Annotated in this window: 28 protein-coding genes; 22 read left to right on the top strand and 6 right to left on the bottom strand. The window is 64.4% G+C overall.

Annotated elements, in window-relative coordinates:
* Nucleotides 1–14 precede the first annotated feature (14 nt).
* Both VLR48_RS04230 and VLR48_RS04225 read left to right on the top strand, forming a co-directional pair.
* Nucleotides 15–770, top strand: a complete 756-nt coding sequence (locus VLR48_RS04230) for a phosphate-starvation-inducible PsiE family protein (RefSeq protein WP_325290584.1) — start codon at nt 15–17, stop codon at nt 768–770.
* The gene (locus VLR48_RS04225; protein WP_325290583.1) at nt 767–1,054 is read left to right on the top strand and encodes a hypothetical protein; all 288 of its coding nucleotides are present in this window, start codon (nt 767–769) and stop codon (nt 1,052–1,054) included. Before VLR48_RS04230 ends, VLR48_RS04225 begins: the two co-directional genes overlap by 4 nt.
* A 23-nt stretch (nt 1,055–1,077) precedes the next feature.
* Here VLR48_RS04225 and VLR48_RS04220 read toward each other — a convergent pair whose 3' ends face one another.
* Nucleotides 1,078–1,341 carry an NmrA family NAD(P)-binding protein gene (locus VLR48_RS04220; RefSeq protein WP_325290582.1) on the bottom strand — a complete coding sequence of 88 codons (264 nt, stop codon included), beginning with the start codon at nt 1,339–1,341 and terminating at the stop codon, nt 1,078–1,080.
* 233 nt (nt 1,342–1,574) lie between these two features.
* Between VLR48_RS04220 and VLR48_RS04215 the strand changes: the two genes are divergently transcribed.
* Complete coding sequence (locus VLR48_RS04215; protein ID WP_325290581.1) at nt 1,575–2,996, top strand: DUF6056 family protein; 1,422 nt, start codon at nt 1,575–1,577, stop codon at nt 2,994–2,996.
* 126 nt (nt 2,997–3,122) lie between these two features.
* Here the strand turns inward: VLR48_RS04215 and pyk are convergent, their stop codons facing one another.
* From pyk to VLR48_RS04190, 5 genes are all read right to left on the bottom strand, one after another.
* On the bottom strand, nt 3,123–4,571 hold the full coding sequence (pyk, locus tag VLR48_RS04210) for a pyruvate kinase (RefSeq protein ID WP_325290580.1): 1,449 nt from the start codon (nt 4,569–4,571) through the stop codon (nt 3,123–3,125).
* Between the two features lie 273 nt (nt 4,572–4,844).
* Nucleotides 4,845–5,429: a flavin reductase family protein gene (locus VLR48_RS04205; RefSeq protein ID WP_325290579.1), complete on the bottom strand. Its 585-nt coding sequence runs from the start codon at nt 5,427–5,429 to the stop codon at nt 4,845–4,847.
* A gap of 36 nt (nt 5,430–5,465) precedes the next feature.
* Entirely contained in the window at nt 5,466–5,756 is a 291-nt protein-coding gene (locus VLR48_RS04200; RefSeq protein WP_325290578.1) for a polyhydroxyalkanoic acid system family protein, read from the bottom strand.
* Between the two features lie 37 nt (nt 5,757–5,793).
* Nucleotides 5,794–6,183, bottom strand: a complete 390-nt coding sequence (locus tag VLR48_RS04195; RefSeq protein ID WP_325290577.1) for a cupin domain-containing protein — start codon at nt 6,181–6,183, stop codon at nt 5,794–5,796.
* Nucleotides 6,180–6,896: a transposase gene (locus VLR48_RS04190; RefSeq protein WP_325290576.1), complete on the bottom strand. Its 717-nt coding sequence runs from the start codon at nt 6,894–6,896 to the stop codon at nt 6,180–6,182. Before VLR48_RS04190 ends, VLR48_RS04195 begins: the two co-directional genes overlap by 4 nt.
* 175 nt (nt 6,897–7,071) lie before the next feature.
* Here VLR48_RS04190 and prfB point away from each other — a divergent pair.
* The 19 genes from prfB (at nt 7,072) to cas1 (ending at nt 26,121) form a co-directional block, all read left to right on the top strand.
* Nucleotides 7,072–8,170, top strand: a protein-coding gene (gene prfB, locus VLR48_RS04185) for a peptide chain release factor 2 (protein WP_325290575.1) whose coding sequence is annotated in 2 segments (ribosomal slippage) — nt 7,072–7,146 and nt 7,148–8,170 — 1,098 coding nt in all. Because the reading frame shifts where the segments join, the coding sequence is not laid out codon by codon here.
* A 319-nt stretch (nt 8,171–8,489) separates the two neighbouring features.
* The gene (gene lysS, locus VLR48_RS04180; RefSeq protein ID WP_325290574.1) at nt 8,490–10,028 is read left to right on the top strand and encodes a lysine--tRNA ligase; all 1,539 of its coding nucleotides are present in this window, start codon (nt 8,490–8,492) and stop codon (nt 10,026–10,028) included.
* Between the two features lie 185 nt (nt 10,029–10,213).
* On the top strand, nt 10,214–10,519 hold the full coding sequence (locus VLR48_RS04175) for a hypothetical protein (RefSeq protein ID WP_325290573.1): 306 nt from the start codon (nt 10,214–10,216) through the stop codon (nt 10,517–10,519).
* A 129-nt stretch (nt 10,520–10,648) separates the two neighbouring features.
* Nucleotides 10,649–11,599, top strand: a complete 951-nt coding sequence (cas6, locus tag VLR48_RS04170) for a CRISPR system precrRNA processing endoribonuclease RAMP protein Cas6 (RefSeq protein ID WP_325290572.1) — start codon at nt 10,649–10,651, stop codon at nt 11,597–11,599.
* A gap of 156 nt (nt 11,600–11,755) precedes the next feature.
* Nucleotides 11,756–12,955 (top strand): CRISPR-associated ring nuclease Csm6, encoded by a 1,200-nt coding sequence (gene csm6 / locus VLR48_RS04165; protein WP_325290571.1) that lies wholly within the window; start codon nt 11,756–11,758, stop codon nt 12,953–12,955.
* A 153-nt stretch (nt 12,956–13,108) separates the two neighbouring features.
* Nucleotides 13,109–15,853 (top strand): type III-A CRISPR-associated protein Cas10/Csm1, encoded by a 2,745-nt coding sequence (gene cas10, locus VLR48_RS04160; RefSeq protein ID WP_325290570.1) that lies wholly within the window; start codon nt 13,109–13,111, stop codon nt 15,851–15,853.
* Nucleotides 15,854–15,862: 9 nt separating this feature from the next.
* A complete protein-coding gene (gene csm2 / locus VLR48_RS04155; protein WP_325290569.1) occupies nt 15,863–16,378 on the top strand; it encodes a type III-A CRISPR-associated protein Csm2 in 516 nt (171 codons plus the stop codon).
* A 14-nt stretch (nt 16,379–16,392) separates the two neighbouring features.
* Nucleotides 16,393–17,106 (top strand): type III-A CRISPR-associated RAMP protein Csm3, encoded by a 714-nt coding sequence (csm3, locus tag VLR48_RS04150; RefSeq protein ID WP_325290568.1) that lies wholly within the window; start codon nt 16,393–16,395, stop codon nt 17,104–17,106.
* Between the two features lie 36 nt (nt 17,107–17,142).
* Nucleotides 17,143–18,150, top strand: a complete 1,008-nt coding sequence (csm4, locus tag VLR48_RS04145; protein ID WP_325290567.1) for a type III-A CRISPR-associated RAMP protein Csm4 — start codon at nt 17,143–17,145, stop codon at nt 18,148–18,150.
* The gene (locus VLR48_RS04140; RefSeq protein ID WP_325290566.1) at nt 18,147–19,808 is read left to right on the top strand and encodes an RAMP superfamily CRISPR-associated protein; all 1,662 of its coding nucleotides are present in this window, start codon (nt 18,147–18,149) and stop codon (nt 19,806–19,808) included. Before csm4 ends, VLR48_RS04140 begins: the two co-directional genes overlap by 4 nt.
* A gap of 112 nt (nt 19,809–19,920) precedes the next feature.
* Nucleotides 19,921–20,193, top strand: coding sequence for a hypothetical protein (locus tag VLR48_RS04135; protein ID WP_325290565.1), 273 nt, complete (start codon nt 19,921–19,923; stop codon nt 20,191–20,193).
* A 6-nt stretch (nt 20,194–20,199) separates the two neighbouring features.
* Nucleotides 20,200–20,610, top strand: a complete 411-nt coding sequence (locus VLR48_RS04130) for a type II toxin-antitoxin system VapC family toxin (RefSeq protein WP_325290564.1) — start codon at nt 20,200–20,202, stop codon at nt 20,608–20,610.
* A 181-nt stretch (nt 20,611–20,791) separates the two neighbouring features.
* Nucleotides 20,792–21,076: a nucleotidyltransferase family protein gene (locus tag VLR48_RS04125; RefSeq protein WP_325290563.1), complete on the top strand. Its 285-nt coding sequence runs from the start codon at nt 20,792–20,794 to the stop codon at nt 21,074–21,076.
* A gap of 333 nt (nt 21,077–21,409) precedes the next feature.
* Nucleotides 21,410–22,690, top strand: coding sequence for a TIGR02710 family CRISPR-associated CARF protein (locus VLR48_RS04120; RefSeq protein WP_325290562.1), 1,281 nt, complete (start codon nt 21,410–21,412; stop codon nt 22,688–22,690).
* Between the two features lie 30 nt (nt 22,691–22,720).
* Nucleotides 22,721–23,017, top strand: coding sequence for a CRISPR-associated protein Csx16 (csx16, locus tag VLR48_RS04115; RefSeq protein ID WP_325290561.1), 297 nt, complete (start codon nt 22,721–22,723; stop codon nt 23,015–23,017).
* Nucleotides 23,014–23,535 (top strand): SAVED domain-containing protein, encoded by a 522-nt coding sequence (locus VLR48_RS04110; protein ID WP_325290560.1) that lies wholly within the window; start codon nt 23,014–23,016, stop codon nt 23,533–23,535. The genes csx16 and VLR48_RS04110 overlap by 4 nt, the downstream gene beginning before the upstream one ends.
* Before the next feature lie 25 nt (nt 23,536–23,560).
* The gene (locus VLR48_RS04105; RefSeq protein ID WP_325290559.1) at nt 23,561–24,709 is read left to right on the top strand and encodes a Card1-like endonuclease domain-containing protein; all 1,149 of its coding nucleotides are present in this window, start codon (nt 23,561–23,563) and stop codon (nt 24,707–24,709) included.
* A 451-nt stretch (nt 24,710–25,160) separates the two neighbouring features.
* The gene (gene cas2 / locus VLR48_RS04100; RefSeq protein WP_325290558.1) at nt 25,161–25,445 is read left to right on the top strand and encodes a CRISPR-associated endonuclease Cas2; all 285 of its coding nucleotides are present in this window, start codon (nt 25,161–25,163) and stop codon (nt 25,443–25,445) included.
* 4 nt (nt 25,446–25,449) lie between these two features.
* Entirely contained in the window at nt 25,450–26,121 is a 672-nt protein-coding gene (cas1, locus tag VLR48_RS04095; RefSeq protein WP_325290557.1) for a CRISPR-associated endonuclease Cas1, read from the top strand.
* Nucleotides 26,122–26,213 lie beyond the last annotated feature (92 nt).

The following is a 26,213-nucleotide window of genomic DNA, read 5'->3' as shown; positions in this document are numbered from 1 at the left end:
GGGAGATTCACGGCATGGACAGAAACCGATTCGACATCCAGTTCAGCGGAGACCTGGTTCCGGGGACCGACGTCCTCGCGGCTCGGCAGCGGATTCAGCAGGCGTTCAATCTCTCCGACGCCGCTGTCGGGCAGCTCTTCGGCGGCACGCCGGTGACGGTCAGGCGGGGTGTCGACAGCGAGACCGCGGCGCGGTACGAGAGCGCCTTCCGTGAAGCCGGCGCGCTGATTCGGATCATCCCGGCTTCGAGAGATCGAACGCCGCAGCCCCTCGCTCTGGATCCATTCGGCTGGACGGGGCAGGGGCCGAGTCAGGGGCCGAGACAGGCTCGGCCGAAAACCGCGATCGACCGCTTGTTTCACTATTTCGAGAAGGCGCTGGCCGCGGTCCTGCTTTTCTTGATCTCGGTTGTCGCGGTCATTGCGGTCGTCGAGCTTTGCTTCGTGCTGTACAAGGACATCACAAGCCAACAGGGTCTGTTTCTGCTGGACCTCAGCGAGCTCTTCGAGGTCTTCGGCATGTTTTTGATCGTGCTGATCGCGATCGAGCTGATGGCGAGCGTTTACATGTACATGACGGACAAGTCGGTCCATGTCGAGATCATGCTGTTGATCGCCATCACGGCGCTGACCCGTAAGGTCGTCGTCCTGGATCTGGAGAGCAAGGGCGACCCGGCCCTGTACATGCTGGGTCTGGCCGCGCTCCTGGGCACGCTGGTCGGGGGTTATTACCTGGTGAAGCGGCTCGCCGGACCCGGCGACGGTCATTGACCGAGACCCGATACCGGGGGCGCGGATCGCGCCGCCCGGCCGTGATCGGCTACCCGCCGCGCGGGATGCGGTCTTTGTTGATCTCCAACCACTTTCGGAACGACTTCAACGCGGGATTGAGCGCGCGGGCGACCGCCGGAGCGCGCGCCGCAGAAGTCGTCCTCGAAATCGCGCTTGAACTGGAACATATTTCCCAGGTCATCCGCTCCGGGGAAACCCAGACCGCGGTAAACCTCGGGATCGATGGCGCGGTAGCGCACCTCCTCGCCGAGCGCATCGGATAGTGCAGCCGCCATCTGCTCGCCGATCAGATGCGCGCCCAAAAGAAGGTGACGAAATAGGCCCCGTAAGCCCCCTCCAATGCGCGGCGCAGACTGGACGCGTCGTCGACATCGGCGGCGACGACCTCCGCGCCCAGCTCCGCCAACGCCCTGGCCTTGTCCGAGTCGACATCGCGCGTGATCGCGCGCACGGCAAAGCCGCCGTCCGGGTCGTCGAGTATCGCGCGCGCCAAACCGCCGCCCTGTGCGCCCGTCGCGCCGAAGACGGCAATGATCTTTGGGTTGCTCATGATGGTCACCTCATGAACGATGGAGTTGTGCTCGGGTGCACCGGACGCGGGTGTTTCGCGACTCCACGAGTATACTGCGCGGCGCAAGCATCTCACTGGACCCTCATCCAATCATTCAGACACCGGTGCCCCGCCTTGCCCAGCCAGCCGAGAACCCGCGCTACCGAGGAATCCGTTCGCTCCGTTATCCCGATCCGCCGTCGTCGCCTCGGCGACCCCGAGGGGTCCGACCTGTGACGGCGCAATCCCGGCTGCAGGCTCGACGGATCGGGTTCGGCGTGGTCATCGCCTGCCTCGCACTGCTCCTGTTGCTGCTTGCGTTGGGGCTCTTCGCGCATCCCGCAAGCGACGATTTCGACTATGCCTATGTCGCGCGCGAGCACGGCATTCTCGGCGGGGTGATCCATTTCTATCAGAACTGGAGCGGCCGCTATGCGAGCGCCGCCATCACGCTTGCGTTCGGCCGATGGGTGGATCTCACACAGTCCTATTGGATGGTCACCGCAGCGAGCCTCTTGACACTCTATGCGGCCTTTCTCTATTCATCCCGCGCACTCTGCCGACGGCTCGGGATGGGCCGTCCGATCGTCCTCGGTCATCTCGCGTTTCTGTTTTATCTGCTGTTCATTCCGAGGCTCGATACCGCCTTCTACTGGTTGGCCGGGGCCGCGACCTATCAGCCGGGCAACGCCTTGTTTCTGGTCTTCGTCGGTGTCTGGGCCGATTATTTCGGTGGCCCCGCGACCACGACGCGTGATCTGCGTTTCGGTCTCGTTTTGGCCGCGCTCGCGGCACTGATCGCCGGGATGAACGAGACGATCATGCTCGTGACGGTGGGGTTGTCGGCCTTGATGGCGCTGGTCGTGTTGCGTCTACGCGGGCCGCGGATCGGCGTCTGGATGCCTCCCTTGATCGTCATCCTGGTCTCGGGCGCAATCGCGGCATTCGCCCCCGGGCATGATGTGCGCTTGGGGATCATCGGCGAGGTCGGGAACGAATCGCTGTGGCGTAGCCTGCTCATCTCGGTCTTCCATGCGCTCGTGACCACGCTGAAGCTGATCGTGTTCAGCGTGATTTTTCTTCAGATCGGGTTCGTTCGTACGCTCCTTGCGGAGGGGCTCGTGCGCTTCGACGCCATCATCGGGCGTCTGTCCATGGCGGAGCGCATCCTGCTCCCGCTTGCATTCATCGGGTTGCTCGTCCTGCTCTTCTTCCCGGCGGCATGGGCGAAAGGGGCGGAGGCGCCCGGGCGGGTACAGAGCGTCAGCGTGCTGCTCGGCACGCTGGTCCTGATCCCGACGATGGCGGCGCTGCAATACGCCTTGGGCGAACGCCTGTCCCCGAGCCGAGCCTCGATGCGCCGCTGGGTCTCGGCGGTCGGTCTGATCGCACTGCTCGCGGTCTCCAATGTGCCGAAGATCGCGCGTGATATCCCGCGCCTACAGGCCTTTCATGCCGAGAAGCTCGCCCGCTACGCGCTGATCCGCGAGGCGCAGTCGCGCGGAGCGACGGCGCTGGGTCTGCCGCCTCTGCGCACGCGCATGAAGGTGCTCTATTCGAAGGATCTGAAACCCTACGAGCGCCGTGAGGAGAATCGACTCTTCGGGGCCTATTTCGGCTGGGATCATCCGATGTGGGCCGAGGGTCCGCCTTAGCGGTCTTCCGGGAAAGCAACGACAGCCCTGTCGGGACCGACTGAAGCCGTCCCGATATGTCGGGAGATCCTTCCCCGGGAATTCCGTCAGCCCGTCGATCCTATCGTTGTCCTTTCACCGCCGTACTCAATCACAGCGCTGTCCGGACGGCGCCTCCAGGGCCAGGATCTCCATGCGATAGTTTCCGCACGGGTTTTCGATGGTCGGACCCTGGGTCAGCAAGACCAACCCCTCGCGGATCCCGCGCTCGTAAAGCCAATGACGCACGAAGCTCGACCAGTCGGAGCGGTCGGCCTCGACCTGGATCGGGTGGATGCCGTAGGAGAACTGCAGCGCCTGACAGGTGGCCTTATTGGGGCTGAAGGCGATGATCCAGACCGGGAGTCGGAAGCGCGCGACATTGCGGGGCGTGCTGCCCGTCTGGGTGGGGACGACGACCGCCTGCGGGGCGCTGTCCTTGATGGTGTGGTAGACGCTCGCGGCGATCAGGTCGACGGCGCGCATCCGCCCGGAGCCGTGGAATCCATCCATGGTGCGCACGAAGGGCTGCTTGCTGCGCTCGGGCTCCACATGGGTGGCGATGCTCGCCAGCATGGCGACGGATTCGACCGGGTAGCGCCCCATTGCCGATTCGGCCGAGAGCATGACGCAGTCGGTCCCGCCTAAGATGGCGTTGGCGACATCGGTCGCCTCGGCGCGAGTCGGGCGGCGGAAGGTCACCATGGATTCGAGCATCTGGGTCGCCGTGATCACGGGCTTGCCGAAGCGATTGGCCAGCTCCGTGATCTGCTTCTGCACCACGGCGATCCGCTCGATCGGGATCTCCACGCCGAGATCCCCGCGCGCGACCATGATGCCGTCGGCGGCGCGCAGGATGGCCTCGAGGTTGTCGAGCGCGTCGGCGCGTTCGATCTTGGCGATGATGAAAGGCGAGTAGCCGATGGCGTCCGCCGCGCGGCGCACGGCAAGGATATCCTCTTCCGTGGCGACGAAGGATTGACTGACGGCATCCAGGCCGTGCTCGGCGGCGAAGCGAAGCCAGCCGTGATCGTCGGCGGTGAAGGCGTTGATGCCGAGGTTGATACCCGGAAAGTTCAGCCCCTTGCGCGAACGCAGCTCGCCGCCGACGCGGACGCTGCAGCGGATCTCGGAGCCCTCGACCTCGAGCACCTTCAACAGGATGAAGCCGTCGTTGAGAAAGAGCCGGTCGCCCGGCTGCACGGCCGCAGGGAGGTCGAGAAAGCTCATCGAGACCCGCGACTTGTCGCCGATGATGTCCTCGGTCGTCAGGGTGAGGATATCGTCGCGCGACAGCTCGACCGGCTCCTCGGCGAGATCGCCGATGCGCATCTTGGGGCCGGGCAGATCGCCCATGATGGCGATGCGCCGCCCGGTGGCTTCCGCGGCTTCGCGGATCCGCCCGATCAACGCCCCGTGATAGTTCGGATCGCCGTGCGAGAAGTTCAAACGGGCCACGTTCATCCCGGCCTCGATCAAGGCGCGGAGCATCTCCGGCGAATCCGACGCCGGGCCGATCGTCGCGACGATCTTGGTCTTGTGGTTGGGCAGGTGCATGTCTGGGTCTCGTACTGCTGGAGGGTTTGGTGCTCGGATGGTTCGGTCGAGGCTTCGGGCGCGCCCGAGCAGAGCATGGCCGGTTGTTCGTCATCTAAGCATAACTTGCGCCAGATGTCAGATCGCGATCCGGCGGGAATGCCTGCGCGTGCGCGGGCTTCTCATGGGGTCAGGCAGGCTGGACGCGATGCCGGTGGTCGGGCAAACGATTGCCCGCAGCGGCTGTCGTTATACCGACGCTCTGTGATGTTTGTGTGTCTGAACGACGCCGCCTTAGGCGTCTGCGCAAGACCGACGCCAGGCGAGGATCGCCGCTCGGTCGGTTTCTTGATCCTGCGCATAGAGGCGTTTGAGCTCGGCCCGATCGGCCTCGGGTGCATCCCGCAAGAGACCGGCGACCGTCAGCAGTGGGCCGCGCCGCAGCACCGCGCCGGCGGTCACCTCGGCCAGGTAGGTGGTGCGGTCGCCGATGTCCATGCGCGCTTCGACCCGACAGTCCATCCAGGACATGGCCCCCTCGATCAAAGGCGCGCCCGCGGGTGTTTGGCGCGGCGGCAGGCCGGCGAGCTTGTCGACCCGGTGTCCGGAGGCGAGCCCGAAGCGGCGAACGCTCGCGATGTCGTCCGCCGCGAGCAGATGCAGCGCGAAGGCGCCGCTTGCCTCGATCAGGCCCCAGGTGTGGTGGTGCTTGGCGACCGCGACGAGCATGCGCGGGATCTCGTGGACGATGGATGCGCGGGTTGCGGCGGTGGCGATGAAGCCGCCTCGGCGCGCCCCGTCGCGCGCGGTGACGAGCCACAGGGGCGGATCATAGAGATGAAAGACCGCGTTGATCTCGGCGTGGATCTCGGGGCTCATGGATTCAACCCCGGCTTCGCCCGGCACGGCTCGATGTCAGACCGACGGGAGGCACGGAACCAGGCTGTCGAGCTTCTCGGCAATGCTCTGCTCGATCCGGTCTTTGAAGGGCCTGAGCAGGAATCCGAGCGAGACCTCGAGGATCAGCAGGGTCTCGGTCACCTCGACACAACCGCTCGCGCCCGGCCGCGTGAAATCGAGCCGATTGCCGTCCCATGCGCACCGGGCATCGAGCTCGTCGACGAGCAGATAGGCGAGGGCCTCGACCTGGTCGAGCGCCCGATCCAGGCCCAGTGTGTGCGTGCGTTCAATGAAGATGTCGGCCATGCCGCTATTGTTGGTCCGCGTCGGGAGCCGGTCAAGGTCACGTCGGCGGGTCGGTCTCGATGTCCAGATAGGCTTCGGGCACGAAGCGAGGCGTACAAATGGCCAGGAAGACGAGGTCTGCTTCGCCGGTGTTGGCGATGCGTTGGCCCTGATCGGCGGGGATGTAGACCAGGTCGCCCGGTCCGACGACCTGCGGCGCGATCCCTTCCACCTCGACGCGTCCTGCGCCCGAGAGGATGAGATAGCGCTCCGCGATTCCGGCGAGACGATGCAGGCGTGTCGTGACGCCCGGCTCGACCCTCGCGCGGGCGACGGACACGGCCGGGTCGTCCGCGCGATTCCAGGTCTCGAGGATGAAGCAGCCTTCGTCCGTGAAGTATTCGTCCGCCTCGCGTGGCGAGTGGATCAGTCCGAGTGTCCGCCTCATGCGCGCCCCGTCGCTCGTCGATAGGCTGCCGAGCGTCGGTCGCCGCCGCGTTGACGCGGCAGGGCGCGCCGGTTCAGCGCCGTCTCGATCGACTCGCAGTAGGCTTGATCCCCGAGTACCCAGGCCTTGTTGGTGGCATCCCGGATCCGGGTCAGGAGGGCCTCGTCCATCGGTTGCTCGGCCTGCGCCGCATAGGCGGCGCGGCGCGCCTTCGCACTGCGCCCGAGGCGCTCGTATTCCGCGTGCGCCGTGACCAATGGGTCGTCGTCGCCACGCGCGTTGGCCCCGTAGCTCGACCACCCGTAGTCGCCGACGCTCTTCACCAGCCCGGCACGCACCGGGTTGGCCTCCACGTAGTGGCAGACCGGGAGCAAAAAGTGTTTGGGATCAAGGAGTGTTGCGCGGTAGCGTCCTTCCCAGAGGGTGCCTGTGCGCTGGTAACGGGCGTTGAAGTGCTGGACATAGTAACGCCCCACATACTGCATCAATTTGCCGACGCCATTGTCCAGGTGCGGCGTGAGCAAGAGGTGGAAGTGGTTCGGCATCAGCACGTAGGCATGCAATTCGCATCCGAACTTCTCGGCGGCAGCCCCGATCTTTTCCCAGAGGAACCAATAGTCTTCTTCCTCGTACAGGATGCGCTCGTGGTTGTTGCCGCGCTGGATGACATGCTGCGGATAGCCGGGGAGGACGAATCTGGGCAAGCGTGCCATGGTTAGGGTCGGAGCCGGTTGGTTGACCTAATTCCAAGTATAGGACCGTTTTGGAATTGTTGCGGATCCGCGCGCCTCGACCGATCGATCGCCGCGCGGAGGCCGGGCGGAATATGGCGACACGCTCGCCTCGGCGCGGGCGTATACTTGCGGATTTTTCCCCACGGAGTCGAAGATGCTCGACATCAACCCGATCGCTTACCAAATCAGTGACCTCAAGGGACGTGTCGAGTCCCTTAGGGGGTATCTTTGACTACCCGGAACGCAAAGAGCGTTTGACCGAGGTCCTGCGCGAGCTGGAAGACCCTAAGATCTGGAACGATCCGGAGCGTGCTCAGACCCTCGGCCGCGAGCGTGCGACGCTCGAGGCTATCGTGCTCACGATCGACGAGCTCACGACCGGTCTCGTCGATGCCGACGATCTGCTGGCGATGGCCGCCGAGGAGCAGGACGAGGACACGCTTGCTGCCGTTGCGAAGGATCTGGAACGCCAGGAATCGCAGGTCGCCGAGCTTGAATTCCGCCGCATGTTTGCCGGCGAGATGGACGCGAAGAACGCCTATGTCGACGTTCAAGCCGGATCGGGCGGGACCGAGGCACAGGACTGGGCCGAGATGCTGCTGCGCATGTATCTGCGCTGGGGCGAGCGCCGCGGCTTCAAGACCGAGCTGCTCGAGGTCTCGCCCGGCGAGGTCGCGGGCATCAAGTCGGCGACCATCCAATTCTCGGGCGACTACGCCTTCGGCTGGCTGCGCACCGAGACCGGCGTGCATCGCCTGGTGCGCAAGTCGCCGTTCGACTCGGGCAACCGGCGCCATACCTCGTTTGCCGCCGTCTTCGTCTCGCCCGAGGTCGACGACACCGTCAATATCGAGATCAACCCCGCTGACCTGCGCATCGACGTCTATCGTGCGAGCGGCGCGGGCGGTCAGCACGTCAACCGGACCGAGTCCGCCGTGCGTATTACCCACAACCCGACCGGGATCGTGGTGCAGTGCCAGACCGATCGGTCGCAGCATAAGAACAAAGACCACGCGATGAAGCAGCTCAAGGCCAAGCTCTACGAGCTCGAGATGCAGAACCGACGTGCCAGTCAGCAGGCGATCGAGGACACCAAGTCGGATATCGGCTGGGGCAGCCAGATTCGCTCCTATGTGCTGGACCAATCACGCATCAAGGATCTGCGCACCAACGTGGAGATCGCCAACACCCAATCGGTGCTGGACGGGAATCTTGATCCGTTTATCGAGGCGAGTCTCAAGAGCGGTCTCTGATTGAACCGCGTCCCCGAGCCGCCCGATGCCTTGGTGGCGGCCGCGCCGTTGCGGTCTTGGGCGGGCTTCAAGTCGACGCGGTTCAAGATATCGAAAACATAGCCGATGTCCGTGAATAAACATCCCGAGCGCGCGCTTTTTGCAGGAGCTGTAGGGGCGAATTCATTTGTCCCTACATACCCGTGGATCCTTTTCCGGAAATCATCTCAATGTCCTAAATTCTTAAACCGCTTCTACTCAGACGTACGTTGGCGTGCGGTGCACTCGACGATGCGGCGACATGAGCGTGTCGCGACGGAAGCGGTTTAAGGGGGGTTCGATGAGCGAGCAAGAACAGAACACCAATACGGCGGCGTCGAACGAGGACGCGGTCGACGAGCACAAGCTGATCGCGCAGCGGCGCGAGAAGCTTTCGCAGTTGCGCGCCCAAGGTCCTGCGTTCCCGAACGATTTTCGCCGCGATGTGGTCGCGGGAGAGCTGCTGGCCGAATACGGCGAGCATGAGCCCGAGGCGATCGAGGCGCTCGGGTTGCGCGTGAAGGTCGCCGGCCGACTGATGAGCCGACGGATCATGGGCAAGGCGAGCTTTGCACATGTGCAGGACATGTCCGGGCGCATCCAGCTCTTCGTCCAACGCGACCTGATCGGCGAGGACGCCTACGGCGTTTTCAAGCGCGACTACGACCTCGGCGACATCCTCGGCGCCGAGGGTCTCCTGTTCAAGACCAAGACCGGCGAGCTGTCGATCAAGTGCGACAGCATTCGCCTGTTGACCAAGGCGTTGCGTCCGCTTCCCGAGAAGTTCCATGGTCTGACCGACATGGAGAGCCGCTACCGCCAGCGCTATCTCGATCTCATCATGAACGGCGGCACGCGCGAGACCTTCCGCATCCGCACCCGGGTCATCCAGTTCATCCGCGACTATCTGAACGCCCGCGGTTATCTGGAGGTCGAGACCCCGATGATGCAGGTGATCCCGGGCGGTGCCGTCGCGCGTCCCTTCATCACGCATCACAACGCGCTGGATATGCAGCTCTTTCTGCGCATTGCGCCCGAGCTGTTTCTCAAACGCCTGGTGGTCGGCGGTCTGGAGAAGGTCTACGAGATCAACCGCAATTTCCGCAACGAGGGGCTTTCCACGCGTCACAATCCCGAGTTCACCATGCTCGAGTTCTACGAGGCGTACGCGGACTACCGCGATCTGATGGACCTCACCGAGAACATGCTCCGCGAGATGGCCGAGCAGGTCCTCGGCCGCACGCTGATCCACTATCAAGGCGAGGACTACGACTTCGGACAGCCCTTCGCGCGCATGACGGTCCGCGAGGCGATCCTGCACTTCAACCCGGATCTCGGACCGGCCGATGTCGACGACCTTGAATGCGCTCGCGCAGTGGCCGCCCGACTGGGGATTGCAGTCAAGCCCGGCTGGGGTCTCGGCAAGCTCCAGATCGAGCTGTTCGAGCACACCGCCGAGCATCGTCTGATAGCCCCGACCTTCATCACCCAATACCCCACCGAGGTCTCTCCGCTGGCGCGGCGCAACGACGACAACCCCTTCGTCACCGACCGCTTCGAGTTCTTCGTCGGCGGGCGCGAGATCGCCAACGGCTTCTCGGAGTTGAACGACGCCGAGGACCAGGCCGATCGCTTCCGCCAGCAGGTCGCCGAGAAGGAAGCCGGTGATCTCGAGGCCATGTACTTCGACGCCGACTATATCCGTGCCTTGGAGCACGGCATGCCGCCGACGGCAGGCGAGGGCATCGGCATCGACCGCCTGGTCATGCTCTTCACCGACTCGCCCTCGATCCGCGATGTGCTGCTGTTTCCGCACATGCGCCCGGAGGCCGGCGTCTGAGTCGATCGGGCATGTCCGGCGCGGCGGCTCGCGGCCGATTCGCCGCAAGCTTGCCGGCGGGCCGGTGTCACGGGTTTGCGTCTATCCTGACACCGATTCGGGGGACGACGCACGAGCCGACGCTCCGCGCGGCATCGCCGGATATCGTTGCGGTCGATCAGACCGCTGCGGATTGGAGGGACCAGATGAAGAGGACCGCAAAAGCCACATGGCGCACAGCCCTTCCGATCCTCGCCGTCGCACTGACCCCGCTCGCGTACGCGGACACGGATATCTGGAAGCCCATTCCGGGCACCCAGACCCCGGACTATGGCGGCCCGCTCCTCATCGAGCGCGACGGCATCGTCTACCCCGCGATCAAGGGCACCCGCACACCCGACTACGGCTCATCTGACCGCTTGATCATCCGTGACGGCAAGATCTACAACGCCATTCCGGGGACCAACACGCCCGACTACGGCTCGGGGCAGCGATTGCTCAGGGATCGTTGACCCGAGGCCGATCCGCAGCTTCGCCATCGCATCCAGAGGACGGCACCGATGACATCGACCACGACCGCATTCTCTTTTCCGCCTCTGGCACGATTTCGCTTCCGGTTCGAAGCGATCGACGCGATCCGAATGCCCGCCTATCCGGGCTCCGCCTGGCGTGGTTTACTCGGCCAAGGGCTGCGGCGCACCGCCTGCGTGACCCGACAGCCGACCTGTACGGGCTGTCTGTTGGTCCATTCCTGCGTCTACTCGACACTCTTCGAAACACCCGCTCCGGCCGGGCAGGCTGCGCAGGGCTATACGGCGATGCCGCATCCCTTCGTCCTGGATATCGACCCCAAGGTGTCCACCCAGCTTGAGCCCGGCGCCGACTTCGATCTCGTCATCCACCTCATGGGCAACGCCATCGCTCAGGTGCCTTACCTGATCCACGCCCTCGCCGGTGCCGGCGAGCGCGGGATCGGAACGACACGCGGGCGGTTCCGGGTATGCGAGGTCGAGCGCGAGCCGGGCCTCGGCTCGGAGCGCTGGGAACGCGTCTTCGATGCCGAGCGTGGCGAGTATCGGCCGACGGGGAGCGGGACGCCCGCGATCCCGGCGGCACCCGACGCCGTCATCCTGCGCCTTCTGACACCGCTGCGGATCAAGCGGGAAGGCCGGTTCGTCGGTGCCGCGGAGCTGAAATCTCTGGATCTGCTGCGCGTCCTCTACCGGCGCTTGCGCCGCTTGGCCGAGCTCTACGGCGGGTATCCAGACGGTTTCGACGCACGCGGACTCGATGTGCTCGCCGCCTCGCTAGATCTCACGCCGCAGCATCTGCGCTGGCACGAATGGACCCGCTTCTCCTCCAGGCAAAACACCCTGATGCAGATGGGCGGGCTGATCGGCGACATCCTGCTCGAGGGGCGGAGCGTCGCCGATGTTTGGCCCGCACTCTGGCTCGGCCAGTGGACCCATGTCGGGAAGGGTACCGCGTTCGGTCTTGGCGGATATCGCGTCCAGGCCGCGACGTCAACCGAGGATACCGACCGATCTCTCCGCACGCGCACACCGACCGCAGAGGTCCTGCCGAAGACATGAGGCCAACGTCACGGCGACGATTCATGAACGCTTGCGTGCGACGATCCGGACAAGCCGGCGCACCAGCAAGCTTGTCGACCCTGACGGACAGGCACCCGCTGCGGAGAATGCACCCCGGAACCGGCGACCGCCGCCGATGCGGTCAGGGAGGCAAGGATGCCCCGGCTCCACCCATTCAACGATCCACCCTCGCATCCATCGAGCGCCATGTCCGGAACCCATCCCGACCCCTCGCACTTCCCCAGGCGGATCCTGCTTGCCGTCACCGGACTGTCGCCACAAATCGTCACCGAGACCCTGTTCGCCCTCGCAACGCGGGAGTGCGATCCCTGGATCCCGACCGAGATCCATCTGATCACCACCGCCGAGGGCGCCGAGCGGGCGAGGCTCTCCCTGCTGCATCCGAAATCCGGGTGGTTTCTGCGTCTTTGTCGTGACTATGGTTTGCCGCCGATCCGATTCGCCAAGGACCTGATCCATGAATTGCACGCAGCCGACGGCATGCCTCTGACCGACATCCGCACCCTCGACGACAACACCGCCGCCGCCGACGCCATCACCGAGCAGGTGCGCATCCTGACCGCGGATCCGCACGCCGCGCTCCATGTCTCGATCGCCGGTGGTCGCAAAACGATGGGCTTCTATCTCGGCTACGCGCTATCGCTCTACGGCCGCCCGCAGGACCGTCTATCGCATGTCCTGGTCAGTGCCCCCTACGAGTCGCATCCCCAGTTCTTCTACCCGACGCCCGAGAGCGACGTCATCCACACCCCGCCGCCGGACAGCCGCCCGTACGACACCCGCGACGCCCGCGTGACCCTGGCCGAGATCCCCTTCGTGCGGGTCCGCGACGGGTTGCCCCAACGCCTGATCGAAGGGGCTGCAAGCTTCAGCGCCACCGTCGAGGCCGCCCAGCGGGCGCTGGCCCCGTCTCAGCTGATCCTCGACCTCGCCGGTGGTCGCATCCATGCCGGCGGCGAGACCATCGCACTCCCGCCGGCCTCCCTGGCCTTCTACGCGATGCTCGCCCGGCGCCGCGTCGAGGGGCTCGACGGCGTGCGCTGGACCGACGACGGCATCGCCGGGGCGTATCTCCTCTGCTATCGCGAGATCGACGGGGATCTTTCGAGCGGGCTCGAGCGGGCCGCAAAGGCCCTCTCCGAGGGCATGACCAAGGACTACTTCGATCAACGCAAATCACGCGTCAATAGCGCGATCGAGAAGGCGCTGGGTCCTCAGCTTGCCGCGGCCTATTTGATCCACCCGGACGGGGCGCGTCCGCAGACGCGGTTCGGGTTGACGTTGGATGGCGGGGCGATTGGGTTCAGCGAAAAAAAGGCCAGACCCTTGGAATAGGTTCTCCAGCCCGAGAACTTCGAACGATGACCGATGTACACATCGCATGTTGCTCGCAAGCTTGCGACGGTTTCAACGGGGCTCGTGGACATGGCATGATGCCGACCGGCGAGCCGAACAGAGTCATGGCCATTCGTCGCGATAGCCCTCAGCATGACTCGGTCACAACGACGCTTTCGAATGGGATGCCACGAAATGGATGATCGCAGAGTTCAAGATCAGACGTGCCGGGTCGCCTTCGCCGCTTTCCTGCACGACTTGGGCAAGCTCGCGGAACGTGCGCGGATGCAAGTCGAGGAGAGTAAACGCCTGCTGCATGAGCAGATGTACTGTCCGCGACGCGAGGAAGGCGGTCGGGTTTGGCATACGCACAAACATGCGGCCTACACCGTGCTCGCCTGGGATCTGATCGAGCGCCGCTTTCCCGAGCTGATCGGCGACGACGTCTCGCCCTTTGCGGCCTGGGGCGCGACCGATGTGGACAACTCCATCGTCAACGCCGCCGGGCGACATCATGTTCCCGATACCTTTCTGCAATGGATCGTCGCGACAGCCGATCGGGTCGCATCCGGCTTCGAGCGTGAGACGTTCGAAGCCTACAACCAAGCCGAGGACAAGACCCGCACCGGCCGCAATCACTACACGGCCCGGCAGTTGACGCTGTTCGAGCCGATTCGGTTGGAGGGCGACCCGGGCAACACGCGGGATCAATGGCACTGGCGCTACCCATTGAAACCCCTCTCGCCGGAGTCCCTGTTCGCGGTCGAGGCAAAGGGCTACGAGGGCAACGACGATAAAGCCGCGCAGGCCGAGTATGCCGCGCTGTGGGAGCAGTTCACAGCCGCACTGGAGAGCATCCCGCCCAGCCATCGGGGCAACTGGCCGCTTTGGCTCGATCATTTCGACGCGGCCTGGGGCTGCTTCACCCACGCCATCCCAGCCGCGACGGCCTTTAACGTCCGTTCCGAGGTCTCGCTCTACGATCATTCCCGGACCGCCGCCGCGCTGGCCGCCGCCCTGTGGCGCTATCACCATGAGTCGGGGGATACCGGCGAGGACGCGCGCAAACGCCTGGCCGATCGTGGACGTTCGGATTGGGATGTCGAGAAGCTGCTGTTGATCCAGGGTGACCTGTTCGGCATCCAGGACTTCATCTTCGCGACCGGCGGTGAAACGCAGAAGCGCGCGGCTAAACTGCTGCGCGGGCGGTCCTTCTACATCTCGCTGCTGACCGAGTGCGCCGCGCTGCGAATCCTCGATGCGTTGGAGCTGCCGCCGACCAGCCAGGTCATCAACGCCGCCGGAAAATTCCTGATCGTTGCGCCCAACACCGATCGCACGCGTGAGCGTCTGGAACAGGTCCAGCGCTCGTTCGACCAGTGGTTTCTGGAGCACGCTTACGGTCAATCGGGCATCGGGCTTGCGTTTCGGGCGGCCTGCTGCAACGATTTCGTCACGCGCGAGGGTCTGGACGATCCACCGTTCCGAGCCTTGATCCGAGGTCTGTTCGAGGATCTTCAGATCGCGAAGTCGCAACGGCTGGACTTGTGCGCAGAGCATCCCCCGGCGCCGATCTTTACGGAATTTTTGGATCGCTTCCGCGCCGAGATGGGCGTCTGCGCAATCGACGGGCGCTCTCCTGCAACCGAGCCCCTCGAAAAGGGCGAGGGTCGCTTTGCCTGTGCACTGTCGAATGATCAGATCCGAATCGGTGGCGAGCTGACCCGCCGCAGTCGGGTGCTGATCTCGACGGAATCGCTGGGCGATGCCCTGCGCGTGCCCGTCTTGGGATATCACATTCAGTTCACGGGCGATGAAGAGCGCAGTGGCCGATTCGGTGCCGTCGCCCAATCCGGTGTACTGCGACGCGTCTGGGATTTCGGCCTGCCCGCGACCGGCTCTGCGCCTATGTTCCGCGGCTATGCGCGACGCGAGATCGACGCCCATGTGCCCGCCTACGGAACCCCCAACGATTGGGAACGGCAGCGCTATGCGCACCTGGACGCCGATCAACGATCCGACGGCGACGCCGCTGCGATCAAAACCCTGGGCGAGATCGCCTGCGATGATCTCGTTCCGGATGCCGAGGGCCGTCGCCAAGGGACCGAGGCATTGATGACGCTCAAGGGCGATGTCGACGACCTCGGGCGCATCTTCGAGCGTGGTCTGGAAACGCCGAGCTTTGCCAAGATGGCTGGTCTGTCGCGCCAGCTCAACGCCTTCTTTGCCGTCTGGTTGCCCTGGGTCTGCCGCGAACGCTATCCGAGCACCTATACCGTCTTTGCCGGCGGCGACGACTTCTATCTGATCGGCCCCTGGCGCAGCACTATCGCCCTGGCCGCCGAGATGCGAAAAGAGTTTGCCCGCTTCGTCGCCGCCAATCCGGAGATCCACTTCTCCGCCGGGCTTGCCATGACGAAGCCGGGCCTTCCGATTCGCCAGATGGGGCAGCTCGCCGAGGAGCAACTGGAGGCCGCCAAGGCGTATCGGTCGCGCGACGGGGCAGCCAAGAACGCCGTGACCTGCTTCGGACACACGGTCTCCTGGGCCGCCTTCGCTGAGCTTGCCGATACCGCGCAAGCCCTCGAGGTCATGCGCGATGAGCTGGCCCTGAGCACCGGATATCTCTACGGGCTTCAGTCCCTGGCCGACATGGCGGAGGACCTGCGTCGCGCCGAGTCCGATCCAACCCATTCGCCGAGGATCGACAGCGCACTCTGGCCGTCACGCTTTGCCTATCGGACTTGGCGCATGCTGGAGTCCAAATGCGGACTGGATCTGGATGCCCGCCGACGTTGGCAGCAAACGCTTGGCCAACTGCTTGGAGACGGCATCAGAAAGCACGGCAGCGCCTTTAAGATCGCGCTGTTCATTCATCTGTATCACCACCGACGCTGAGGGGAGACCATGCCAAACGGATACACAGGACAGGGCGGCGGACCACGCGACAGCCGCGGTGGGCCGGGGTCGCGTGCGGGCGGATCGGAGCGTGGCGATCGGGGTTTTCGCAGTGAGCTCCCGTCCATCGACACCTCGCGCATCCGGCTGAAGCCGACCGAGGGGCGCGCCTTGCCCGCCGACCTCTTCGACGATGTCGCTCGGGCGACGGCGAAAGCGGTTGCCGGCGATTCGCGCAACCAGGCGAACAAACCCAGCCAGATCCGTCAGTTCTACGACGAGCTGGTGATGTGGGAGGAAAAGGCTCGTTCGGCGCCGGAGCGTTTCGACGAGCTTCTGCCGTTCATCCGCATGCTCAATGCCAAGGCTGCCTATGCCAAAGGCCGTCGGCACGTCGACGACAACTTCGTCGACTTCATCTCCTGCTGCGTCACGCAGGTCGATGACTACACGAGCCTGCGTCACTTCAAGCTCTTCTTCGAAGCATTTCTCGGCTTTTACAAACAGGAACGCCCGACCGGCTGACAGGGGACGCCAACATGCAACTGACCAACATCACAGACATCAACGGCCGGATCGAGCTGGTCTCGGGGCTGCACATCGGCAGCGGCAACACCGAGATGCACATCGGCGGCACCGACAACCCCGTCATCAAGAATCCGGTCACCAACGAGCCCTACATCCCGGGCTCCAGCCTCAAGGGCAAGATGCGCAGCCTCTTGGAATGGCGCGCCGGGGTGGTCGGGATCACGGAGGGCAAACCGCTCGGCTTCAAGCACATGTCGAAGCTCGACGGGGCCATGGTCGATCAGGGTCGCCGTATCCTCCGGCTGTTCGGCGGGGCGCCGGAGGGCGCGGACCAGGACTCCAGGCTCGTGACCGAGATCGGTCCGACACGGCTGGCCTTTTGGGACTGCGCCTTGGATCCGGCGTGGGTGAAGGAGATGAAGGACGACAAAAGCCTGCTGCTCACCGAAACCAAGATGGAGAACATGATCGACCGTATCCGCGGTGTCGCCGAGCATCCGCGCAACACCGAACGGGTTCCGGCCGGCGCGCGTTTCGAGTTCCGCCTCACGGTGAAGGTCATCGACGACGAGGATCTGCTCGCCGACATCCTGCGCGGGCTGCGTCTGCTGGAGCTGACGGGTCTCGGCGGCTCGGGGTCGCGAGGCTACGGCAAGCTCAAGTTCACCGGACTGACGCGCGACGGTGCGTCCCTGATGGACGCCTTGGCCGCCACCGAGATCTGAGTCTTCGGCAGTCGGGATCACACACGGAGCACGCGCATGGACTGTCTGCAATTCAAGCTGCGACCGCGCAGCGCCTTCGGTGGCCCCATCAAGGGCGACACCTTTTTCGGTCAGCTTTGCTGGATGGCGCGTCATCGCTGGGGAGAGGACCGCTTGGTCGAGCTTCTGGCTGGCTATCCGGAAGGGCGTCCTTTTGCCGTGTGCTCGGACGCCTTTCCGGCCGGCCACCTCCCGCGACCGGCCCTGCCGTTGCATCGTTTTGCCGAACTCCCGGATGCAGACCGCAAGGCCGTCAAGCGCAAACGCTGGCTGCCGACTGCAGCGCTGGGGGAGCCGGTCAAGGATTGGCTCGCGAGTTGCCGTTCCGATCGCGAGGTGGTCGCGACCGTGTCGGGCGCCGGCGAGGGCGCACAGGCACTCGCCGAGAGTCATGCGCAACCCCACAACAGCATCAATCGTCTGACGGGAACAACCGGCGGAGCCGAGTTCGCGCCCTACGTCCAGGAGCAGCTCTGGTTTGCACCCGGACTGACCTTCGATCTCTATCTGTTGGTCGACAGCGCCCGGCTGTCGGTCGACGAGGCCCGGCTGCTGATCGAGGACATCGGTCGGATCGGCTACGGGCGCGACGCCGGGATCGGACTCGGCAAGCTGGAGATCGTCGGCGAGCCTCGCCTCGGCGCCCTGCCGTCGTCGCAACCGGATGCGAACGCCTGCTTCACGCTGGCGCCCGTCGCCCCGCAAGGACAAGGCTTTATCGCGGACCACAGTCATTACGAGGTCTTCACCCGGTTCGGTCGGCACGGTGATCAAGCCGTGCAGACAGGCCGACCCTTCAAGGCCCCGGTACTGCTTGCTCAAACCGGTGCGGTTCTCACGCCGCGCAGCATCCCGGAGCAGCCATTCGTTGGTCAGGGACTCGGTGGGCGAGGTAAGCTCAGCCGCGCGTCAGGATATGAAGGCACCGTCCAACAAGGCTTCGCGCCCTGGATCGGCATCAAGCTCGATCTGTCCGAGACGCAACGCACGGGGGATGCGGCATGAGCCTCGATCAACACTGGCAGCTCGCCATCACGCCGCTCGCGCCCGTGCATCTCGGCAGCGGTCAAGACTATGAGCCGACTGGCTATGTCATCGACGAGGAGACCCTGTACGAGTTTGACGGCATCGCAGCCCTGAAGGCGCTGCCGGAGCAGGAACGAACCAAGCTGAGCGGGATCCTCGACGGCAAGCCGACACAGGACATGCTGCGTCGGGTCCAGTCCTTTTTTCATGCGAACCGCGAGCGTTTGATCGCGGTTTCCCGGCGTTGCGTGCAGGTCAATGCAACCGTCGAAGCCTTCTATCGCGAGAGGATCGGCCAGGTTGCCCAGCAAGAAGCACGCGGGCAGGCCGTTCAGAATCGCTTGGAGATTGAGCGGACCGCGTTCAACCCGTACTCAGGCGCTCCGATCCTCCCCGGCAGCGGGCTGAAAGGGGCGATTCGCACGGCACTGCTCGACCACGCAAACGATGGCGACCCCCTGCCCGCCGACCTTCGTGGCGACCGCAATGCCAACTTGAAGCTTCAGCAACGTCTGTTCGGCTATCAGGCGGGCAAGTTCGAGCTCGATCCCATGCGGCTGATTCGGATCAGCGATGCATCTACCGTCGATCCGGACACCGCCGCGACTCAAGTGCGTTTCGCGGTCAACCGCAAGAAGACCGAGGTGCGAGTCGGCGGCAGGCTGGTCGATTCGCAAGCCGAGCAGCGCGGTCTTTATCAGCTCCTGGAGTGTCTGGCACCACTGCAAACACGCGGTTTCCGTGCTCAGCTCTCCGTTCAGCAGAACGGCGGGATCGAATCCAGGCACTGGCCCGATGCGTCGCTGCGGTTCAATCCGACGTCGATCGCCGCCGCCTGTAATCGATTCTATTTGCCTGCCCTCCAACGCGAGATGGCCCTTCTGCATGACCGTGGCTATCTCGACGAGTGTTGGGCCGACGACGTTCGCGAGCTTCTATCGGGACCATTAGCGGAATCGCTGTCCAGCGACCGGGCTTTTGTGTTGCGCGTGGGACGTCATAGCGGCGCCGAATCCGTCACCCTTAATGGCATCAGGCAGATCAAGATCATGAAGGCGCGAGGGGAACAGCCCGACACTCTGGATCATGCCAAGACCATTTGGCTTGCCTCGGACGAACGACTTGCCCAGCGCGATCTTCTGCCCTTTGGGTGGGTCTTGGTCGAAGTGCACGAGGGCGACGATGGTCTTCCTCCAATGACCTCGCCAGAGCACTCCGGCGAGGTCGTTGCCTGGCGCGCCAAGGTCTCGGAGCGCCGCACCCGATTGCTCGCCGAGCTTGCTCAGGCCCAAGCCCGAGCGGCCGAAGCCGAGACTGAACGCCAACGCGTCGAACGTGAGCAAGCGGAACGCGAGGCCCGTCTGGCGAGTCTGTCCGATGAAGCACGGAAGCTTGAGTCGCTTCGCGAGCTGTTCCGGCGCGATCAGGCTGCCGGGATCAAACTCGCCGGAGGCGAGCTGGCAAACGCGCTCGTCGGTTTGCTCAAGGAAGCCGAGAACGACTGGCCTGCTGCGGAGTCGCATGCGCTGGCGGAGTTGGCCGAGGCCATTTATGGCCATATCGGCTGGCCGGCGCCGAAGAAGAAGCGCGAACGACAGGCGCAGATCGCAGCACTTTTCGCGAAGCGGGCTTCGTGAATTCGGGGTCATCCATGAAATCTGTTCACCCTAAAACCGTGTCGGGCGATGCAAGCGCCAAAGCCCACAACCTCGCAAGGGACGGCACCTTGGACTGATTCGGAGAGCGATGATGCACGCGTTGAAACTGACTGCAACAATCGACAGTAGCCGTCGACTCAAGCTACAACTCCCGGCGGACACGCCGGAGGGAGAAGCGGAGATTATTGTCCTTGTCGACGAAGACGAGGAGGAGGAGGTGAAAGTGGTTGCCAAGGGTGAGGTCAAGCCGGCCAGCTCGTTGCGCGCATACTTCGAAGAGTTGGACCGTCAACCGCTAAGCAAAACATATACGCGGGAGGAAATGGACGCTTATCTTGCCCAAGAGCGCGCGAGTTGGGACTAAAAGGAGATGCGCATCTACTGGGACAGTTGTGTGGTCATCTATCGCATTCAGCAGGTTGCTCCATGGCATTCCGTGATCGCAGGTATGCTGGAGCCGATTCTGGATACGACGGCGCTGCACGTGAGCCATTTGACACGCCTGGAATGCCGGGTCTATCCGATTCGCAAGATCGATCTTTCGCTTCTGAAGCGGTTCGATGAATTCTTTGCTCGGCCGGACGTACGCGTCGTGGCTGCTCGGCCTGATGTGTTTGACCTGGCAACAGAGCTGCGGGCCCTGCACAACGTGAGGACACCGGACGCTTTGCACCTCGCTTGTGCTATCTCCGCAGAATGCGATGAGTTTTGGACGAGCGACCGCCGACTTGCGCAAGCTGCGGTCGGGCGGATCAAGATTGTCACAGTCGATGCTCCGTAATGCTTCGAACGTCATACGGCTGATCGGATCCTCTTCGTGGGCCTCCGAGAGAGGCGTCGTACGGCCGAAGAGAACGGGCGAGTGTCTGGGATCGCTCGGTATGGCGAAGTCTAGGCCCGACAGAGTGGCGCCCAAGCATTCGGCGCGGAATCCAGCAAAGCGAGTAATCACGAAGGTCTGCATGGATTCACTGCTTCAAGAATACGGACCCCGAATCAGAGCGATCGCCGCTCGACACGGGATCGAGAATGTCCGCGTGTTCGGCTCGATGGCTCGCGGCGATGCGCACCCCGAAAGCGATATCGATCTGCTCGTTTCGCTTCCTCCGGGCAGGAGTGGCCTGTCTCTCGGTGGCTTCTTGATGGACGTTCAGGAGTTGACGGGGCGCAAGGTCGATGTGGTGACCGAAGCCTCACTCCACCCGAGTTTGCGTCGACGCGTCCTCCTGGAGGCGATTCCGCTGTGACGGGTATCGGTGGGCACGCATTCGTTTCTCCAATCCGGAAGGTGTCGACAGAGACCGACACGCACACAAGCGGAATGGCACCATGAAGATCCGTCGCACGATTGGTCGGCGCTCACAAAGACCGTTGGGCGTGCTGGCACCGCCCTCGGCCGGGGAGATTGCATGGCGCGAGGCCATGTCTCGGACGCGTACCCGTGTTCCCAAAGGCGTCTTTCGTTACGCATCGATCGAAGAGGCGAATGCGGATTGGGAGCGCTGGCATGCGGACTCCGTCGTCCGAGGGAACCTCCCGGATCCGGAGCCCCCGCCGAACCATTTTGAAGGCAATTCACTATGTCGGAAGTGATCCTAATCTGCACCGTAGGCGGTTCCCATCAGCCTATCCTGACCGCGCTCAACGAGTGCCGACCGAGCCATACCCTCTTCGTCTGTTCCGGAACGGATCCGGCGACAGGCCGGCCGGGGTCGAGCGCGATGGTCATCGGCAAGGACAAGCCAATCGAGGTCCGGCGTGGTGATTCGGTCGAGGGTCTGGCGAATCTCCCCACGCTTGCCGGATTGACCGAGGGGCAATGGGAGTATGTCGAGGTACCGCCGGACGACCTGGATGCGGCGGTTGCGATCATCATCCGCAATACGCTGGATCTCCGGCGCCGGTTTCCCGGGGCGCGCTTCGTTGCGGACTACACAGGCGGGACCAAGACGATGACGGCCGCGCTCGTGATCTCCGGCCTCGAGCTTGACGGCGTCGAGCTGAAGATCGTTACCGGCGCGCGTGCCAACCTGGTCAAGGTCCACGACGGCAGCCAGTCGGGGCTGAGCATCGATGTGGAAGGCATCCGGATGCGTCGCGCGATGGCGCCATACCTCACGGCTTGGGGCCGCTTCGCCTACGGCGAGGCGGCCGAGGGGCTCGCCGGACTGTCGGCGCCGCGCGATCCGCTGCTGCGCGCGGAGTTGCAGATCTCGACCGGGCTGAGCCGCGCTTTCGATACCTGGGACCGCTTCGACCATCGGGCCGCGCTCGAGCAGATGGAGGTCTATCGCCAGCGCATCGGCTCCAACGCCGGTGCCTGGCTCAATGCCGTCAAGCTGCTGGTCGCCTCGCCGGACGACCCGAAGCGCGAGCCGGCGCGGCTTTGGGACCTCTGGTTGAACGCCCAGCGACGGGCGACTCAGGCGCGTTACGACGACGCGGTGGCTCGTCTTTATCGTCTGATCGAGTGGACGGCGCAGTGGCTTCTCGTGACGAAGGGCATCCGGACCGGAGATCTTCAAGCCTCCGAGATACCTCCGACGATACAGATTCATCCGACCGCCAAAGGCAATCTCAAGGCCGGTTTACGCGATGCCTGGGAGTTGGCCGCGTATCACCTGGACGGGCCGGTGCGTGCGTTCGTGGAGGCCGAGAGGGAGCATCTGCTCGATCATTTGTTGAGACGGAACGCCTCGATCTTGGCGCACGGCGATCGCCCCATCGACCGGTCCGACTGGAATGCCTTCTCGCAGTGGGCGGAGGCGGCGCTGATCCCGCTCCTGCGTTCCGAAGCGGCTCGCGTGGGCTTGAAGAACCTCTGTCCCCAACTGCCGACAGCGCCGCTCTGGCGGCCTTGATCGTATGAGCCACGGAGGGTACCCACGCCCATGACCACTTACTTCGTCTCCCGCCACCTCGGGGCCATCGCGTGGGCGGAGGAGGAGGGGATCCATGTCGACGCCTTTGTCGAGCACCTGGATCCGGATGACATCCGCGAGCGCGACATCGTCATCGGCTCCTTGCCGGTGAATCTGGTGGCGCAGGTCTGCGAGCGCGGTGCTCAATATCTGCACCTGAGCTTGGAGCTGCCCCCGGAGCTGCGCGGCCGAGAGCTGACGGTCGAGGAGATGCGCGCCTGCGGTGCGCGGATCGAAGGCTTCCGGGTCACGCGGGAGGCAGGATGATCGACATCGTCACAGCCTGGATCATGGCGGTCCTGGATCCGATCGGCGTCGTCGTGGGGTTGATCATCGCCGTCCCGGTCGTCTGGACCTGGATCGACGTCGTCTTCGGCGAGCGGCGCCGCAAACGCCGCTGGTTTCGCGAGGCGCGCAGCCGCCCGGGACAACGTCCGGCGATCCTGATTGTCGACCTCCTCGCCGCGAAGGACATTCGTCCGTCGGTCGAGCATTATCGACACACTCATGATGCGCTGCGGGCCATTCCGGAGGACCGGATCCTTACCATCTCGCGTGCCGAACGGCTCTGCGCCGAGGACATGCCCAAGTTGGCACAAGAGGTCCGCGCCGCCGCCGGCAGGCTCATCGCCGCGGGTGTGGATACCGTCCACTATTTCCACGCCGGCCCGGCCGCCGTCGCGGCCATTGTCGGTGCGGAGCTTGGCAACGCCCAGCGCGTCATGGTCTATCAGCACGACCCGGACGGCTATCACAACTTCGGCCTCCTGCGCGCCGGACTTTGACGCTCCACACCGCATCGGAGGCCCCATGAGCGCGCACACCCATCTCTACCTGGTCTCCGCACAGGCGACACCCAACCTCACCCCGGCGCTTGATCCGGCGGTCGCGCCCAAGCGTGTTCTGCTCCTGGTGAGCCCGGACATGCGGGTCCGAGCCGGCTGGCTGGAGTCCGTGCTCAAGCCGCGCGGGATCCGGGTCGAGCGTTGCGAGATCCGCGACGCCTGGGACGTCGAGCATGTCCAGCAGCAAGTCCTGGCGCTCCTCGAGCGCGAGCAATCGCTTGCCGCGGCCGGCGACATCGCGCTCAACGCAACCGGCGGCACCAAGCCTATGAGCATCGCCGCCTACGAGGTCTTTCGCGCCGCCGATCTGCCGATCTTCTACATCCATCCCGAGCATGACCGGCTGATCTGGATGCATCCGGCCGGGCGTCCGGTCGTCGACCTCGCCAACCGGGTGAAGCTCGATGCCTTTCTCCAGGCGCACGGGGCGCGGGTGCAGTCCGCCGCTACGGATGCGATTCCCGAATCGCGTCGGGAGCTGACCGATTGGCTGGTGGCGCAGAGCCATCGTCTCGCCCAACCCCTGGGAACACTCAATTGGCTGGCGATGAAGGCCAAAGGAACCTTACGCTCACCGATCCTGGATCCGCAGCAGCGCCGCGATATGGCCCTGGGCGATCTCATCGGGCGTTGCTCCGGGACTGGACTCCTGTCGGTGGTCAGCGGCCAGTTGCGCTTCCCGAGCGAGGCCGCCCGCTTCTATGTCAACGGCGGCTGGTTGGAGGAGCATGTCTATGCGGTCTTTTGGGAGCTGCGGCGCGAGGAACGACGGATCCAGGATCTTGCGCGCAGCCTCGAGCTCTATCGCCAGGATCCCCGAGGTGCCGAAGTCCACAACGAGATCGACGTCGCCTGTCTCGCCGAGAACCGACTCTATCTGGTCGAGTGCAAGACCAAGGCATGGAAGGGCGGCGATGGACCGGGCTCGGAAGCGCTCTATCGGCTGGATGCCCTGGCCGATCTGCTCGGCGGTCTGCAAGGCCGCGCCATGCTGGTGAGCTATCTGGACCTGCCCGCGCATGTGCGCCGCCGCGCCGAGGATCTGCGCATCCACGTCTGCGCCGGCGCTCGCCTTCCCGAGCTGCGCGGCGAGATCTCGCGCTGGTTTCCGTAGTGCGGCACGGCAGAGATGTCGAGACCGTTCGTTGTCGTTGTCGTAATCGACCATCGATACGACAACGACAACGACAACGACAACGAAAATGATCTCGGACGGTCTCGGATTTTCTGCACTGCTCCACGAGCCTGATGCATCCGCCGGCGCCGGTTGGTTGTGCTTCCTATCGTCAACACAACCTACGCTGCCGACCTTGATCCGGACAATAAAGCCCGAGAACCGCGCCGACCACCCCCTGGGATCGGCGACTTGCAGTCGCCGTCTTAGGCTGGCCTCACGGCCAGCGGATCAAGCAGAGCTCGACCGCCCCGGGACCCCGCTCGACACCGCTTAGCGGGTTTCACCAAAGAGGTGTGCCGCACGACCTCCCTCGCGCCCTTACTCCCGCCCGCAGCCCCGCAAGCTTGCCGATCCGGACCGGCACGCCGCTCGGCGCTAATCTGCGGCCATGACCAAGCGCATCCTCCATCTCGCCGCCTATGACGTCTCCGATCCCGGTCGGCTGCGCGAGGCGTTGAAGGTCCTCAAGGGCTACGCCAGCGGCCGGCAGAAATCGGTCTTCGAGTGCTTTCTGACCCAAGCAGAGCGTCGCCGGCTGCTGGCGGAGATCCGCGGCGTGCTGGATCTGCGCGAAGACCGCTTCTTCCTCGTGCGACTCGACCCGCGCGGCAAGATCCTCACCCTCGGCGTTGCTGTGAAACCGACCGATCCACCCTGGTTCTACGTGGGCTGAGACCATGACCACACTCTATCTCGACCGTCGCGACCTCGCGCTCAAACTGGAAGGCCAAGCGCTGGCCATCTATGCGGCGGAGGTTCGCCAAACCACCGTGCCGCTGCACCTGCTCGAGCGCGTCGTGATGCGCAGCTCCGTCACCCTGCAAAGCGGTCTGCTCGCCCGGCTTGCCGACGGCGGTGTCGGTGTCCTTGTGCTCGGCGGCTGGAACGGGAGCAAGGTCGCCAGCATTCAAGGTGCGAGCCACAACGACGGCGCTCGGCGCATTGGCCAGTATCGCCGCTATGATGATCAGCAGTGGCGCCGACTCTGGTCGCGGCGCCTGGTTCTGGCCAAGCTGCAGGCTCAGAGTCGGCTGATCCAACGTGCGATCGCCCAGCGCCCGGATCTACGTCATCCCCTGACCGCCACCCGGGATCGGCTGAAGTCCGCCCGAGCACGTCTGCGCGAGGAGAGCGGACTCTCCATCGACAGCCTGCGCGGGATCGAAGGCGCCGCCGCGGTAGCTTACTTCGGCGGTCTGGCCGCGCTCATGCCGGAGTCCCTGGGCTTCAAGGGACGCAATCGGCGTCCGCCCCGCGACCCCGTCAACGCCGCTCTCTCGTTGGGCTACACCCTGCTTCATTACGAGGCGACTCGCGACCGAATGCCAGCTCGTGAAAATAGCCGATGACCTCATCGAGCCCCTGCGCCCGCGGCTCGACGGCTGGGCCTGGGAGCAGTTTCGAACCCGGAATCTGACCGACGCGCACTTCACCCGCGAGG

This window comes from Thiocapsa sp. (assembly GCF_035467215.1).
In the GTDB taxonomy this organism is placed as follows: Bacteria; Pseudomonadota; Gammaproteobacteria; order Chromatiales; family Chromatiaceae; genus Thiocapsa.
This window is presented reverse-complemented; position numbering and strand designations above follow the sequence as displayed.

Bases quoted from the DNA above. Each gene is read 5' to 3' on its own strand.
- VLR48_RS04190 (WP_325290576.1), bottom strand. From the start codon at position 6,896: ATGGCACGCTTGCCCAGATTCGTCCTCCCCGGCTATCCGCAGCATGTC.
- csm3 (WP_325290568.1), top strand. From the start codon at position 16,393: ATGCAACTGACCAACATCACAGACATCAACGGCCGGATCGAGCTGGTC.
- cas2 (WP_325290558.1), top strand. From the start codon at position 25,161: ATGACCAAGCGCATCCTCCATCTCGCCGCCTATGACGTCTCCGATCCC.
- cas1 (WP_325290557.1), top strand. From the start codon at position 25,450: ATGACCACACTCTATCTCGACCGTCGCGACCTCGCGCTCAAACTGGAA.
- VLR48_RS04195 (WP_325290577.1), bottom strand. From the start codon at position 6,183: ATGAGGCGGACACTCGGACTGATCCACTCGCCACGCGAGGCGGACGAA.
- csm2 (WP_325290569.1), top strand. From the start codon at position 15,863: ATGCCAAACGGATACACAGGACAGGGCGGCGGACCACGCGACAGCCGC.
- VLR48_RS04110 (WP_325290560.1), top strand. From the start codon at position 23,014: ATGATCGACATCGTCACAGCCTGGATCATGGCGGTCCTGGATCCGATC.
- VLR48_RS04130 (WP_325290564.1), top strand. From the start codon at position 20,200: ATGCGCATCTACTGGGACAGTTGTGTGGTCATCTATCGCATTCAGCAG.
- csx16 (WP_325290561.1), top strand. From the start codon at position 22,721: ATGACCACTTACTTCGTCTCCCGCCACCTCGGGGCCATCGCGTGGGCG.
- VLR48_RS04140 (WP_325290566.1), top strand. From the start codon at position 18,147: ATGAGCCTCGATCAACACTGGCAGCTCGCCATCACGCCGCTCGCGCCC.
- cas10 (WP_325290570.1), top strand. From the start codon at position 13,109: ATGACTCGGTCACAACGACGCTTTCGAATGGGATGCCACGAAATGGAT.
- VLR48_RS04120 (WP_325290562.1), top strand. From the start codon at position 21,410: ATGTCGGAAGTGATCCTAATCTGCACCGTAGGCGGTTCCCATCAGCCT.
- VLR48_RS04230 (WP_325290584.1), top strand. From the start codon at position 15: ATGGACAGAAACCGATTCGACATCCAGTTCAGCGGAGACCTGGTTCCG.
- VLR48_RS04105 (WP_325290559.1), top strand. From the start codon at position 23,561: ATGAGCGCGCACACCCATCTCTACCTGGTCTCCGCACAGGCGACACCC.
- VLR48_RS04135 (WP_325290565.1), top strand. From the start codon at position 19,921: ATGCACGCGTTGAAACTGACTGCAACAATCGACAGTAGCCGTCGACTC.
- cas6 (WP_325290572.1), top strand. From the start codon at position 10,649: ATGCCCGCCTATCCGGGCTCCGCCTGGCGTGGTTTACTCGGCCAAGGG.
- VLR48_RS04200 (WP_325290578.1), bottom strand. From the start codon at position 5,756: ATGGCCGACATCTTCATTGAACGCACGCACACACTGGGCCTGGATCGG.
- VLR48_RS04175 (WP_325290573.1), top strand. From the start codon at position 10,214: ATGAAGAGGACCGCAAAAGCCACATGGCGCACAGCCCTTCCGATCCTC.
- lysS (WP_325290574.1), top strand. From the start codon at position 8,490: ATGAGCGAGCAAGAACAGAACACCAATACGGCGGCGTCGAACGAGGAC.
- csm4 (WP_325290567.1), top strand. From the start codon at position 17,143: ATGGACTGTCTGCAATTCAAGCTGCGACCGCGCAGCGCCTTCGGTGGC.
- VLR48_RS04125 (WP_325290563.1), top strand. From the start codon at position 20,792: ATGGATTCACTGCTTCAAGAATACGGACCCCGAATCAGAGCGATCGCC.
- VLR48_RS04205 (WP_325290579.1), bottom strand. From the start codon at position 5,429: ATGAGCCCCGAGATCCACGCCGAGATCAACGCGGTCTTTCATCTCTAT.
- VLR48_RS04220 (WP_325290582.1), bottom strand. From the start codon at position 1,341: ATGAGCAACCCAAAGATCATTGCCGTCTTCGGCGCGACGGGCGCACAG.
- pyk (WP_325290580.1), bottom strand. From the start codon at position 4,571: ATGCACCTGCCCAACCACAAGACCAAGATCGTCGCGACGATCGGCCCG.
- csm6 (WP_325290571.1), top strand. From the start codon at position 11,756: ATGCCCCGGCTCCACCCATTCAACGATCCACCCTCGCATCCATCGAGC.